At 74.1% G+C, this 12,461-nt stretch carries 14 protein-coding genes; 1 reads left to right on the top strand and 13 read right to left on the bottom strand.

From position 1 onward, the window contains the following. Nucleotides 1–9: 9 nt before the first annotated feature. The 11 genes from EV699_RS05200 to EV699_RS05150 form a co-directional block, all read right to left on the bottom strand. Nucleotides 10–1,068 (bottom strand): patatin-like phospholipase family protein, encoded by a 1,059-nt coding sequence (locus EV699_RS05200; protein WP_132539670.1) that lies wholly within the window; start codon nt 1,066–1,068, stop codon nt 10–12. Between the two features lie 126 nt (nt 1,069–1,194). Then, nucleotides 1,195–1,842 carry an ABC-type transport auxiliary lipoprotein family protein gene (locus EV699_RS05195; RefSeq protein ID WP_165904040.1) on the bottom strand — a complete coding sequence of 216 codons (648 nt, stop codon included), beginning with the start codon at nt 1,840–1,842 and terminating at the stop codon, nt 1,195–1,197. A gap of 20 nt (nt 1,843–1,862) precedes the next feature. Continuing rightward, nucleotides 1,863–2,798, bottom strand: coding sequence for an MlaD family protein (locus tag EV699_RS05190; protein ID WP_132539666.1), 936 nt, complete (start codon nt 2,796–2,798; stop codon nt 1,863–1,865). A 79-nt stretch (nt 2,799–2,877) separates the two neighbouring features. Beyond that, nucleotides 2,878–3,645, bottom strand: a complete 768-nt coding sequence (locus EV699_RS05185; protein WP_132539664.1) for an ABC transporter ATP-binding protein — start codon at nt 3,643–3,645, stop codon at nt 2,878–2,880. After that, entirely contained in the window at nt 3,645–4,757 is a 1,113-nt protein-coding gene (locus EV699_RS05180) for an MlaE family ABC transporter permease (protein ID WP_132539662.1), read from the bottom strand. Before EV699_RS05180 ends, EV699_RS05185 begins: the two co-directional genes overlap by 1 nt. 43 nt (nt 4,758–4,800) lie before the next feature. Further along, nucleotides 4,801–5,721, bottom strand: coding sequence for a bestrophin family protein (locus EV699_RS05175; RefSeq protein WP_132539660.1), 921 nt, complete (start codon nt 5,719–5,721; stop codon nt 4,801–4,803). A gap of 29 nt (nt 5,722–5,750) precedes the next feature. After that, nucleotides 5,751–6,338 carry a thermonuclease family protein gene (locus EV699_RS05170; RefSeq protein ID WP_165904039.1) on the bottom strand — a complete coding sequence of 196 codons (588 nt, stop codon included), beginning with the start codon at nt 6,336–6,338 and terminating at the stop codon, nt 5,751–5,753. Nucleotides 6,339–6,345: 7 nt separating this feature from the next. Continuing rightward, entirely contained in the window at nt 6,346–7,620 is a 1,275-nt protein-coding gene (locus EV699_RS05165; protein ID WP_132539656.1) for a bifunctional O-acetylhomoserine aminocarboxypropyltransferase/cysteine synthase, read from the bottom strand. A gap of 75 nt (nt 7,621–7,695) precedes the next feature. Further along, nucleotides 7,696–8,193, bottom strand: a complete 498-nt coding sequence (locus EV699_RS05160) for a phosphatidylglycerophosphatase A family protein (RefSeq protein WP_132539654.1) — start codon at nt 8,191–8,193, stop codon at nt 7,696–7,698. After that, nucleotides 8,177–9,130: a thiamine-phosphate kinase gene (gene thiL / locus EV699_RS05155; RefSeq protein WP_165904038.1), complete on the bottom strand. Its 954-nt coding sequence runs from the start codon at nt 9,128–9,130 to the stop codon at nt 8,177–8,179. The genes EV699_RS05160 and thiL overlap by 17 nt, the downstream gene beginning before the upstream one ends. A 7-nt stretch (nt 9,131–9,137) precedes the next feature. Beyond that, nucleotides 9,138–10,187, bottom strand: a complete 1,050-nt coding sequence (locus EV699_RS05150; protein WP_132539652.1) for an HDOD domain-containing protein — start codon at nt 10,185–10,187, stop codon at nt 9,138–9,140. A gap of 139 nt (nt 10,188–10,326) precedes the next feature. On the opposite strand from EV699_RS05150, the gene EV699_RS05145 reads away from it, so the two are divergent. Next, nucleotides 10,327–11,151 (top strand): sulfurtransferase, encoded by an 825-nt coding sequence (locus tag EV699_RS05145; protein WP_165904037.1) that lies wholly within the window; start codon nt 10,327–10,329, stop codon nt 11,149–11,151. Nucleotides 11,152–11,238: 87 nt separating this feature from the next. Here the strand turns inward: EV699_RS05145 and EV699_RS05140 are convergent, their stop codons facing one another. Both EV699_RS05140 and orn read right to left on the bottom strand, forming a co-directional pair. Continuing rightward, a complete protein-coding gene (locus EV699_RS05140) occupies nt 11,239–11,628 on the bottom strand; it encodes a hypothetical protein (RefSeq protein WP_132539648.1) in 390 nt (129 codons plus the stop codon). A 279-nt stretch (nt 11,629–11,907) separates the two neighbouring features. Next, complete coding sequence (gene orn / locus EV699_RS05135) at nt 11,908–12,456, bottom strand: oligoribonuclease (RefSeq protein WP_132539646.1); 549 nt, start codon at nt 12,454–12,456, stop codon at nt 11,908–11,910. Nucleotides 12,457–12,461: the final 5 nt, after the last annotated feature.

The raw sequence follows: 12,461 nt of genomic DNA, 5'->3' as shown, positions 1-12,461 counted from the left end.
CGCACGGCCTCACGCGCTGCCGAACACCTCGGCGAGGCGCACCGTGGAGCGCCGGCCGAGCGCACGGCGGTGGGCGGCGAGCCAGGCGTCGGCCGCCGCCCGCCCGCCGGCGTGCAGGGCCTGCAGGAAGTCCCAGTCGGCGTTCAGCTTGGTGAGCTGCGCGCGCTCGGCGAGTCCGGCGTCGGGCGTCAGCAGGTGGAAGCGCGTGCCGCGCAGGGTGCGGTCGCCGCTGCTCTCGTAGCGCGCGAGCCACTGCATCTCGCGCAGGAACGCCGCGTTGAAGCTGATCTCGCTCGCCCGCGCGACGATCTCGCGGGCGCTGCGCAGCTCGCCCTGGCGCTCCAGCGGGCTCAGCAGCAGCAGCATCACGTCGCCGCAGTGGGCGAGATCGACCAGCGGGTAGACCACCGGATTGCCGCAGTAGCCGCCGTCCCAGTAGTCCTCGCCGTCGATCGTCACCGCGTGGTGCAGCGTCGGCAGGCAGGCCGAGGCCAGCAGCGCCTCGACCGACAGTTCGTCGTTGTCGAACACGCGCAGGCGGCCACTGCTGACGCGCGTCGCGGCGATGAACAGGTCGGGGCTCGCCGGGTCGCGCAGCGCGGCGAAGTCGACGTGGCGCTCGACGATCTCGCGCAGCGGGTTGAAGTTGAGCGGGTTCAGCTCGTAGGGCGAGAACACCCGCGTCAGCGCCAGCAGCCCGCCGAAGGTCGGCGACCACTCCAGCCCTTCGTCGCCGAGCAGGTGGCCGAGCAGCCCGGGCTGCGCCGGCGACAGCCGCGCCGCCGCGCCGACCGCCTCCCAGAATTCCGCCAGCGCCTCGCGGGCGCCATGGCGCCCGCCGCGCACCAGGCCCTGCGCGCACACCGCCGCGTTCATCGCCCCCGCGCTGGTACCGCTCAGCGCGCTGATCTCGATGCGCGGCTCTTCGAGCAGGCGATCGAGCACGCCCCAGGTGTAGGCGCCGTGCGAACCGCCGCCCTGCAGGGCCAGGCCGAGACCGATCCGCCCGCGCCGCGCCCGTTGCAGCCAGCGCCCGCAGCGGGCGAGTGCCGTATCGAGTACCGCCATGAAAACCTCCCACGTGTCCGGCCGGTGGCCGGCGTCGTTGATGCTGCATTGCATCATTAGGCCGATGCAAAGGCGAGAGGTTCCGTAAACCCGCCCGCGCCGCTGCGGCGCGACGGGTGGCAGGCGTCAGCGGGCGGGGCGGCGGCGCGCGGCGGCGGGCGCCGGCGCACGTTCGGCGGTGAAGGCGGCGAGCTCGGCGAGGACGCGGCCGGTGGCCTGGTTGAAGGCGGCCGCCGCGCCGGCGGCATCGTCGCTGGCAACGGGTTCCTCGGCCTCGATCACCCGCGTCGCCCGCACCGCGCGCGACTCCACGTCGAGCAGGGTCGCGCGCAGCGCCACCCGCACCGTGCCCGGCGGGGCGAGGTCGTGGTGGACGAATTCGAGCAGTTCGAGCGCCAGGCGCTGGTCGGCGCGCACCGGCGCCGGCGCCGCGAGCACCGCGGCCCACGCCCCCTGGCGTTCGAGCGTGCGCACGACCAGCGGCGTGAGCAGCCGCGCCGGCGTGTCCGCCCATTCGCTGCGGCTGTAGTAGTCGAGCTGCTGCGGCGCGCGCGCATAGGCGATGCGCGGCGTCGCGTAGCCGGGGGCCGCCGCGGGCACGTCCACCAGCAGCACCGCGGTCGAGCGCCGCAGCGCCGCCGGCAGCGCCGGCACGGCGTCGAGCACGTAGGTGGTGCGCGGTGGCGTCGGCGTGCGCAGATCGACGGCGCCGCAGCCGGCCAGCAGGCAGGCGGCGAGCAGCGCGGCACGGCGCCGGGCACGGAAGTCGGGCATCGGTCGGGGCTCCTGCATCATCACTCGCCCGGTCCCGGGCGCTCGGAGGGCTTGCCGAACAGCAGCATGCGCGGCTCGCGCTCGAGCTCGCCACCGACGCGCTGGATCACTTCCACCAGCCGCCGCGACTCGGCGAGCAGCGCCGCCACCTCGGGACCGACGCTGCCGCTGAACTGCTGCACCTCGCGGCGGGTGTCGAGCACGACCCGCTCGACGCTGCGCCCGGTGGCGCCGAGGCTGCGCGCCGTGTCGCCGAAGGCGGCAACGGTACGGTCGACGCCGTCGAGCGACTTCTTCGCCCGCGCACCGAGCGCGGTGATCTCCTGCGCCGCGCGCCGGGCCTCGTCGAGCGTAGCCCGCGAACTGTCGAGCACGCCGTCGCCGTTGCGCGCCAGCGCGGCCGACAGTTGCGCGAGGTTGGTGACGAGTTCGCGGAAGGCCGCCTGGTTGTCGTCGCCGAGCAGGCGGTCGAGCCGGTCGGTCAGCCGCCCGGCATCGCCGAGCAGCTTGTTGAGCGCGTCGTCGAGGCGCTTGACCAGCGACGGCCCCGTTGCGATCACCGGGTAGGGCTCATCGCCCTGGCGCGTCAGCGGCTTGGCGGCACGGCTGGTGCCGGTGAGCTCAATGCTGGCGAGCCCGGTCAGGCCCTGGGTGGTGAGCACCGCGCGGGTGTCGGTGCGGATCGGGGTGCCGCGCTCGATGCGCAGGTTGACCTCGACGCGCTCCGGGTTGTCGGGGTCGAGGGCGATGTCGGCCACCTCCCCGACCGCGACGCCGCGGTACTTCACCGCCGCCTTCACGTTGAGCCCGGCCACCGATTCGCTGAAGTACACGCGGTAGAGGTCGTAGGTCTTCTCCTGCGTGCCGACGGCCAGCCACAGCACGGCACCGATCAGCACCGCCCCCAGGCCGAGCACGAAGGCGCCGACCAGCGCGTAGTTCACCTTCGATTCCATGCGCCCTCGCCCGCCCCGCCCCGGGGCCCCGGCCGATTATGCCGCGCCCGCCCCGGCCCGGCACCCGGCACCGCCGCGCTCATGCCTGCGCCGCCGCCGCGGCGCGGGCACGCGGGCCGGTGAAGTAGGCCCGGATCAGCGGGTGCTCGCTGCGCGTCAGCACCGGCATCGGCTCGCAGGCGAGCACGCGGCGCTCGCCGAGGAAGGCCACGCGGTCGGTGACCCGCCAGAGGGTGTCGAGGTCGTGGGTGACGATCACCACGGTCAGCCCCAGCGTGTCGCGCAGCTGCAGCACCAGTTCGTCCAGCGCCGCCGCGCCCACCGGGTCGAGCCCGGCGGTGGGCTCGTCGAGGAACAGCAGGTCGGGGTCGAGCGCGATCGCGCGCGCCACCGCGGCGCGCTTGATCATGCCGCCGGAGAGCTGCGCCGGGTAGCGTTCGGCGGCGTCGGGCGGCAGCCCCGCCAGCGCGATCTTGAGCTCGGCGATGTCGTCGATCAGCGCCGCCGGCAGCCGCGTGTGCTCGCGCAGCGGCACCGCGACGTTCTCGCGCACGGTGAGCGAGGAGAACAGCGCGCCGAGCTGGAACATCATGCCGAAGCGCCGGCGCAGCGCGAAGGCGGCGGCCTCGCCGATGCCGACGGTTTCCTCGCCGAACAGCCGGACGCTGCCCGCGCTGGGCGCGTCGAGCATCGTGATCTCGCGCAGCAACGTGGTCTTGCCCGAGCCCGAGCCGCCGACCAGCGCGACGATCTCGCCGCGGCGCACGCTGAAGTCGAGGTCCTCGTGCACCACCTTGAGGCCGAACTGCGTGCGCAGGCCGCGCACCTCGATCACCGGCGTCGCCATCAGACGCGCAGCGCGCTGAACAGCACGGAGAACGCGGCGTCGACCACGATCACCAGGAAGATCGCCTGCACCACGCTCACCGTGGTCTGCCGGCCGACGGCATCGGCGCCGCCGCTGACCTTGAAGCCCTGGTAACAGCCCACCAGCGCGATCAGCAGCGCGAACACCGGCGCCTTGCCGACGCCGACCAGGAAATGGCGCAGGCTCACCACCTGCTCCAGGCGCTGCAGGAATTCGGTGAAGCTCACGCCGAACATCAGGTCGGCGATGAACATGCCGCCGAACACGCCCATCATGTCGGCGTACACGGTGAGCAGCGGCAGCACCAGCACCAGCGCGAAGATCTTCGGCACCACCAGCAGGTCGAGCGGGCGGATGCCGATGGTGCGCAGCGCGTCGATCTCCTCGGTGACGCGCATCGTGCCGATCTGCGCGGTGTAGGCTGAGCCGGTGCGCCCGGCGACAATGATCGCGGTGAGGATCACCGCCATCTCGCGCAGCATCGTCAGCGTCACCAGGTCGACCACGAACAGCGACGCCCCGTAGGTGCGCAGTTGCTGGCCGCCCTGGTAGGCGATGACGATGCCCATCAGGAAGGACAGCAGGCCGACGATCGGCAGCGCCTCGAAGCCGGCGCGCTGCACGTTGGCGAGCAGCGGCGTGAGGCGCAGGCGGTGCGGCAGCAGCAGCGCGCGCCAGCAGGCCACGCAGGCCTCGCCGAGAAAGGCCAGGATGTCGCGCGCCTCGGCGAGGCGCCGGCAGGTGTCGCGGCCGAGCAGCGCGAGCACGCCCACGGACGCGGCGTCCGCGTGCGGCGCGGCCGCATGGCGGTGGCGGCGCACCAGGTCGAGCAGCTCGGCGTGCTCGTCGCGCAGCCCCTCCCACGCCACCGCCCCGGCGCAGCGGCCTTCGGCGTGCACCAGCAGCAGCGCGCCGGTGGTGTCGAGCGCGCCCAGCGCGCTGGCGTCGAAGCACGTCGGCAGCTCGCCGGCGGGCAGCGGGTCGCCGTGCGCCGACAGCGCGGTGACGGTCCACGCGCCGGCGAGGCGCACGCGCCCGGCCTGGCACTCGGCGAGCGGCGGGGCGAGGGGTTCGGGCGGGGCATCTGGCATGGTCGGCGAGTCTTCCACGCCCCCGCCGCCGCCCGCAACCGCGCTACAGCAGCAGGTCGTCGCGCGGCAGCAGCGGCGGCGGCAGCGCGGTCTCGCCGAGCGCCTCGCGCAGGTCGATCTCGAGGGTGCGGCAGAAGGCTTCGAGCGGCAGGTCGTTGGGCAGCTCGCCGAAGGGCTCCTCGATCTGCTCGCCGATCGCATCGAGGCCGAAGAAGGCGTAGGCGAGGAAGCCCACCACCAGCGGCGTCGCCGCGCCGGCGGTCGCCACCAGCCCGAACGGCAGCAGCAGGCAGTACAGGTACACGGTGCGGTGCAGCAGCAGCCGGTACGGATAGGGAATGGGCGTGTTGGCGAGGCGCTCGCAGCCGGTCATCGCCACGGTCAGCGCCCGCAGCTCGCCTTCGAGCACCGGGATCAGCACCGGCTCGACCAGCCCGCCGCGGCGCGCCTCGGCGCAGGCGCTGCCGAGGGCGGCGAGCAGCGCGGCGGGGGCGTGGCGCGCCGCCACGAAGGGGCGCGCCTCGGTGCCGAGCAGGCGCTCCAGGTCGGGCGCCGCGCGGCTGCCGCGCAGGTGGTGGCGCAGCGCATGGGCGAAGGCGATCACCCGGTAGAGCAGCGCCCGGCGCCAGGCGTCACTCGCCACCACGGGCGCGCTCAGGCTCGCGCTCTGGCGCGCGAGGTTGCGGGCGACGATCAGCACGTCGCCCCACAGCCGCCGCCCCTCCCAGAAGCGCTCGTAGCTCACGCTGTTGCGAAAGCCGAGGAAGATCGCGAGCGCGATGCCGATCAGGCTGAACGGCGCCACCGTGAGCCCGTCGGCGAAGGGCCACAGCCCGTCGTGCACCACGGTGACCGCGCAGGCGATGCCGACCGTCGCCAGCCACGAGCGCATGATGTAGGGGATGATCGAGCCGCGCAGGCGGAACAGCAGTTCCAGCCCGGTCGGCGTGTCGAGCACGATCATGCGTGTACTCCGCTGCCTGCTGCGCGCCGTCAGCGCGGGTTGAGATGGCGCCAGGTCCACGGCGCCTGCTGCGCCCCCGGCGTGGCCCAGACGCCGAGCCGCGAGGCGCGCGCGGCGGCCTGCGCCGCCTGGTAGACCGGATCGCGGTTGTAGCGCGTGTACACCGCCGCGCGCCCGGCGCGCACCAGTTCGAGGCCGAGGTCGCGCGTGCCGGTCCACAGCCGGCCGACGGTGCGCCGGTAGCTGTCGGTGTCGAGCACCTCCAGGCGCACCGGCGTCTGCGGCGGCAGCATCACCGCGAGCGCGGTGCGCGCGAGTTCGCCCCACGGCACTTGCGCGAGTTCGGGGGCGTCGATCCCCCACACGCGCACGCGCCGCACCGAGCGCTCGCAGCGCAGCGTGACGGTGTCGCCGTCGTGCACCTCGAGCACGCGGCAGTCCAGCGAGCGGCCGGCCGCCAGCGCCTCGGCCTGCGGCGGCGCGCCGGCGAGCAGCGCGTAGCCGAGCACCGCCACGCCAGCCAGCGCGAACGGCGCGGGCCATCCCCGCAGCCGCCGCCGCTCGCCGCCGATGGCGGGGTAGACGCGCCGCTGCAGGCGCTCGAGCCAGGGGCGCAACGCCGCCTCAGCCGACCGCCGCGAGGGCCTGGTCGAGATCGGCGAGGATGTCGTCGATGTGCTCGATGCCGATCGACAGGCGCACCATGTCCTCGCTGACGCCGGCCCTGGCCAGCTCCTGCGGGTTGAGCTGCCGGTGCGTGGTGCTCGCCGGGTGGCAGGCGAGGCTCTTGGCGTCGCCGATGTTGACGAGCCGCGTGACCAGCTGCAGCGCGTCCTGGAACTGCGCGCCGGCGGTACGCCCGCCCTTGACGCCGAAGGTCAGCAGGCCCGAGGCGCGGCCGCCGAAGTAGCGCTCGACCAGCTCCCGCGAGGCATGCCCCGGCAGGCCGGCGTAGTTGACCCACTCGACCCTGGCGTGGCCCTGCAGGAACTCAGCCACCGCCAGCGCGTTGGTGCAGTGGCGGTCCATGCGCAGCGCCAGCGTCTCGATGCCCTGCAGCACCAGGAAGGCGTTGAACGGCGAGATCGCCGCGCCCATGTTGCGCAGCGGCACCACGCGCGCACGGCCGATGAAGGCCGCGGCGCCGAGCGCCTCGGTGTAGACGACGCCGTGGTACGACACGTCGGGTTCGTTGAGGCGGCGGAAGCGCGCCTTGTGCTCGGCCCAGGGGAAGCGGCCGGAATCCACCAGCACCCCGCCGATGCTGGTGCCGTGGCCGCCCATGTACTTGGTGACCGAGTGCACGACGATGTCGGCGCCGTGCTCGAACGGCCGGCACAGGCAGGGCGTCGGCACGGTGTTGTCGACGATCAGCGGCACGCCGTGGGCGTGCGCGACCTCGGCGAAGGCGGCGAAGTCCACCACGTTGCCGAGCGGGTTGCCGATCGACTCGCAGTACACCGCCTTGGTGCGCGCGTCGATCAGCGCCGCCGCCGAGGCCGGGTCGCGGTGGTCGACGAAGCGCACCTCGATGCCGTACTGCGGCAGCGTGTGCGCGAACAGGTTGTAGGTGCCGCCGTACAGCGTGGCGGTGGCGACGATGTTGTCGCCGGCCTCGGCGATGGTCAGGATCGCGTAGGTGATCGCCGCCTGCCCCGACGCCAGGCCGAGCGCGCCGATGCCGCCTTCGAGCGCCGCCACGCGCTGCTCCAGCACCGCGGTGGTCGGGTTCATGATGCGCGTGTAGATGTTGCCGGCGACCTTGAGGTCGAACAGGTCGGCGCCGTGCTGGGTGTCGTCGAAGGCGTAGCTGGTGGTCTGGTAGATCGGCACCGCGACCGCCTTGGTGGTCGGATCGGGGCTGTAGCCGGCGTGGACTGCGAGCGTTTCGAGCTTCATCACGGGGTTCTCCAGGGCAGGCAGACGCGGGGCGCACGCGCGCGACCCGGCGGGGCGACGTCGGCGCGCCGGTCGTCAGCCCAGCAGGGCGCGGCCGGCGTGCAGGGCGGCGGCAGCATACACGCCCGCCAGCAGATCGTCGGCCATGATGCCGAGCCCGCCGTGCACGCGCGCATCGAGCACGCGGATCGGCCAGGGCTTCCACACGTCGAACAGGCGAAACGCCGCGAAGCCGGCGAGCAGCGTCCACGGCGCCGGCGGCAGCGCGGTCAGCGTCACCAGCAGGCCGACGATCTCGTCCCAGACGATGCCGCCGTGGTCGTGCACGCCGAGCGCCCGCGCGGTGCGCCCGGTGAGCCACACGCCGAGCGCCGCCAGCAGCAGCGTGGCGAGCAGGTAGGCCGGCAGCGGCAGGCCGGCGAGCAGGAGGTAGACCGGCACGCCGGCCAGCGTACCGAAGGTGCCGGGGGCGACCGGCGCGAGCCCGCTGCCGAAGCCGAGCGCGAGGCAGTGGCCGGGATCGCGCAGCAGCCGCGCCGGGATGCGCGCCGGCCGCTCAGCCGAAGTGCTCATAGCCGCCACGGGCGAGCGGGAGCAGGCTGCCGTCGGCGCGCCGCAGGCGCAGGCCCGGCGCGGCCTCGATGCGGCCGATCACGCTGCAGGCGCAGCCGCCGGCCGCGGCCGCCGCGGCGAGCCCGGGCAGGCGCCCGGGCGGCAGCGTGAAGCACAGCTCGTAGTCGTCGCCGCCGGCCAGCGCGGCCTGCAGCGCCGCGTCGGCGTCGGCGAGCGGTGGGCGCGGCACGCGCTCGACCTCGACGCTCGCGCCCACCCCGCTCGCCTCGAGGATGTGGCCGAGGTCCTGCGCGAGGCCGTCGGAGACGTCGATGCACGCCGTCGCCAGCCCGCGCAGCGCCCGCCCCAGCGCCACGCGCGGCTGCGGCCGTTCGAGCCGCTCGAGCGCGGTGGCGGCGAGCGGCTCGGGCAGCTCGGTGCGCCCGAGGCACCGCGCGAGCCCGAGCGCGGCGAAGCCCGGCGTGCCGCTGACGCAGATCAGGTCGCCCGGGCGCGCACCGGCGCGGGTGAGCGCCGCGCCGGGGGCGACGAAGCCGTGCACCTGCACGGCGATCGCGAGCGGCCCGCGCGTGGTGTCGCCGCCGACCAGCTCCACGCCGTGCTCAGCCGCGAGCGCGTAGAAGCCGCGACAGAAGGCGGCGAGCCAGCCCGCGTCGGCGGCCGGCAGGGTCAGCCCGAGCGTGACCCAGGCCGGCTCGGCGCCCATCGCCGCGAGGTCCGACAGGTTCACCGCGAGCGCCTTCCAGCCGAGCGCCTCGGGGGCGACGTCGGGCAGGAAGTGCACGCCGCTCACCAGCAGGTCGAGGCTCACCGCGAGCTGCATCCCCGCCGGGACCGTCAGCAGCGCGCAGTCGTCGCCGACGCCGAGGACGACGTCGGCGCGCGTGCCGGCACGCTGGAAGTGCTCCCGGATCAGTTCGAATTCCGCCAGTGCCATGCCGCGCTCACACGTCCACGTCGGCCAGCCCGAGCTGCCCGGCGAGGGCGAGGCTCAGTCCGTGCGGGGCGAGCGCCGCCTCGAGGCGGACATCCGGCAGCGCCCCCTCGCGGCGCAGCAGCGCGGCGGCCGCGAGCAGGTTGGCGCGGAACAGCAGCCGGCCGAAGGGCATCAACATCTCGGGCGGAGTGCCCCGCGCGACCCGCTCCTGGTCGTGGATCGCCAGCGGCACCGCGGCCTCCACGCCCCACTGGCGCACGATGTTGGCCGCCAGCACCAGGGCGTGGCGCTGCATCAGGAGGCGGAACACCGCGGCGCGCGGTTCGCGCCGCGGCGCGGTGCGGGCGAAGGTGTCGGCGGTCTGGCGGAACAGCGCGATGCGCCCGACGTTGAGCGCGAGGCCGGCGAAATAGGCGACGAAGGGGTCGCAGTCGTGCTCGCGGGCGAGCGCGCGGCAGGCCACGGCGGTCGCCATCGCGTGCTCCCACAGGCGCTTGCCGAAGCGCTCGAAGTAGTCGGGGCGGATGCGCAGCAGCGGCTTCATCAGCAAGGCCACGACCATGCTGCGCAGGACCTCCTGGCCGACCAGCCGCAGCGCATGCTCGATGCTCGACACCGGCTGCGTGCCGCTGCGGAAGGCCGGGCTGTTGGCGAGGCGCAGCAGGTCGCCGGCGAGCGCCGGGTCGCGCCGCACCAGCTCCTCGATCTGCCGGGTGCCGGCGTCGTCGCGGTTCAGCTCGCGCATCAGCTGGCTCACCGTGGCGGGCAGCTTGGGCAGTTCGCCGGCCGGCAGTTCGTCGCGCACGCGTGCCTCCACGTGGTCGAGCACCCGCTGCTCGAGTTCGCTCAGCGCGCCGCCGATGGCGTCGACCTCGTCATCGAACAGCACCGCATCGAAGGCCTGCAGGAGCTCGCGGTAGGCGGCGGGATCGGGCGCCACCGCGACGACGACGGGGGCCGGGGCCTGCGCTGGCGGCGGCCCTGCGCGCCGGCTGGTCGACGCGGGCGGGTTGCTGGAGCTCCGACCGAACAGCAGGGCGAACAGGCGCTTGACCATGATGACGACTCCTTCGAAGAATGGGCGCGGCGGCCTGGACGGGCCTGGTGCCGGGCAGCGGGCCCTGGCAGCCGCCGCGTATACTACGGCAGCCCAAGCAGCGACCGCGACCGCTCCCACCGCCACTCCGGAGGCCCCGATGCCCGCCCTGCCGCCCCCCGTGCTGCTCGCCCCCGAAGCGCTGCCCGAGCTCGCCGCCAGCGCCGACGTGCTGCTGCTCGACATGCGTGAGCCCGACGCCTATGCCGCCGGCCACCTGCCGGGCGCCGTCAACCTGCCCTACCTCACGCTGGTCCGCGAGGCGCCGCCGGCCGCCGGCTTTGCGCCCTACCCCGACGTGCTGGCCGACTGCCTCGGCCGCGTCGGCTACTCGCCGCAGCGCTGCGTGGTCGGTTGCGACGAGGGCATCAGCGGCAAGGCCGGGCGCCTGCTGTGGACCCTCGCCGCCATCGGCCACCCCGGCGGCATGGCCCTGATCGACGGCGGCGTGCCCGCAGCGCTCGACGCCGGGCTGCCGCTCGCCGACGACTGGGTCGAGGTCGAGCCGCGCACGCTCGAACTCGCCTACACCGCGGGCGCGCGCGTGATGGCCGATCGCGAATGGGTGCTCGCGCACCTCGGCGACCCGTCGGTGCTGCTGCTCGACACGCGCACCAGCGGCGAGTACACCGGGCAGGACCGGCGCGCCGCCCGCGGCGGCCACATCCCCGGCGCGGTGCACCTCGACTGGACGCGCGCCTTCGATCCGCAGACCGGCCGCTGCAAGCCGGAGGCGGTGCTGCGCGCGCAGTTCGAGGCGGTCGGCGCGACGCCCGACCGCGAGATCGTCGTCTACTGCCAGACCCACCACCGCTCGGCCCACACCTGGGCCGTGCTCACCCACCTCGGCTACCCGCGCGTGCGCGGCTACGCCGGCGCCTGGTCGGAGTGGGGCAACACGCCGGGCCTGCCGATCGAGACCTGAGCGCCCAAAAAAAGATGCCCGGCCTGGCAGCGCCTGCCGGGCCGGGCAAATCCCCTCGCACAGGGTTCGGGTGCGGCGACGACCGGGTCAGTTGGTCGTCGCGGCCTTGTTCTTGTCCGTCGACTCGGTGACCGCCTGCTTGGCGGCGTCGTAGCCGCTGCGGATCGCCTCGCCGGCCTGCTGCGCCGCCTGGCGCGTCGCCTCGGTCGCCTGCTCGGCGGTTTCGCGGGTGGCCTCGGCCGCTGCCGCGCCGGCCTGCCTGGCGTTCTCGGTGGCGGCCGCGGCGCCGTGGCTCACGGCCTGGCCGGCCTGCTCGACGGCCGTCTTGGCGGAATCGGCCGCGGCACTGGCCGCGCTGCGGGCAGCGGCGGCGTCCTTTTCGGCCTGCGCATTCGGTGCATCGTCGCAGGCGGCGAGCACGAACAGCGACGCGGCAAGGCCGAGGGCGGTGAGGGTGCGGGACGAAATCGCGTTCATGACTGCCTCCATCGTCGGTTCCAGCGGGGCTTCAAGCCCGGTGCCAAGGACTTAAGCAGTGTCCGTGCCAGCTCCTGAAACCGGCTTGACGATCAGCAGCTTGCAGCCACTCTGCAGGTACGCGGGCGGGCCGCGCCGGGGCGGCGGCGTCGGGCTGCGGCGACAGTGCCGGGCATCCGGCGCCAAGGACTTGAACGGAAAGGAAAGAATCTGTCGCCGAATGACGACAGCGTGGTGCCGCGGACGGACGCAACCGCCTGCGGCACCAGCGGCCTGGCCTCAGGGCGTCACGAACAGCCGTTCGCGGTAGAAGCGCAGTTCGGCGATCGAATCGCGGATGTCGTCGAGCGCCAGGTGGCTCGACTCCTTGCTGAACCCCTTGACGCGCTCCGGGTACCAGCGCCGCCCCAACTCCTTGACGGTGCTGACGTCGAGGTTGCGGTAGTGGAAGAAGGCTTCGAGCTGCGGCATGCCGCGCGCGAGGAAGCGCCGGTCCTGGCAGATGCTGTTGCCGCACATCGGCGAACGTCCGCGCGGCACCCAGGCCTCCAGGAAGGCGAGCGTGGCGCGCTCGGCGGCCGCCTCGTCGACCGTGCTCGCCCGCACCCGCGCGAGCAGCCCCGACCTGCCGTGCTGGTTGCGGTTCCAGTCGTCCATGCCGGCGAGCACGTCCTCCGGCTGGTGGATGGCGAACACCGGCCCCTCGGCGAGCAGGTTCAGCTCGCTGTCGGTGACGGCGGTGGCGATTTCGATGATGCGGTCGCGCTCGGGCACGAGTCCGGTCATCTCGAGGTCTATCCAGATCAGATTGTCGGCCTGTTGCGGCATGGGGG

Source organism: Plasticicumulans lactativorans (assembly GCF_004341245.1).
GTDB lineage: Bacteria > Pseudomonadota > Gammaproteobacteria > Competibacterales > Competibacteraceae > Plasticicumulans_A > Plasticicumulans_A lactativorans.
The sequence above is the reverse complement of the archived record's forward strand: the minus strand, read 5'-3'. Positions and strand labels throughout refer to the sequence as shown.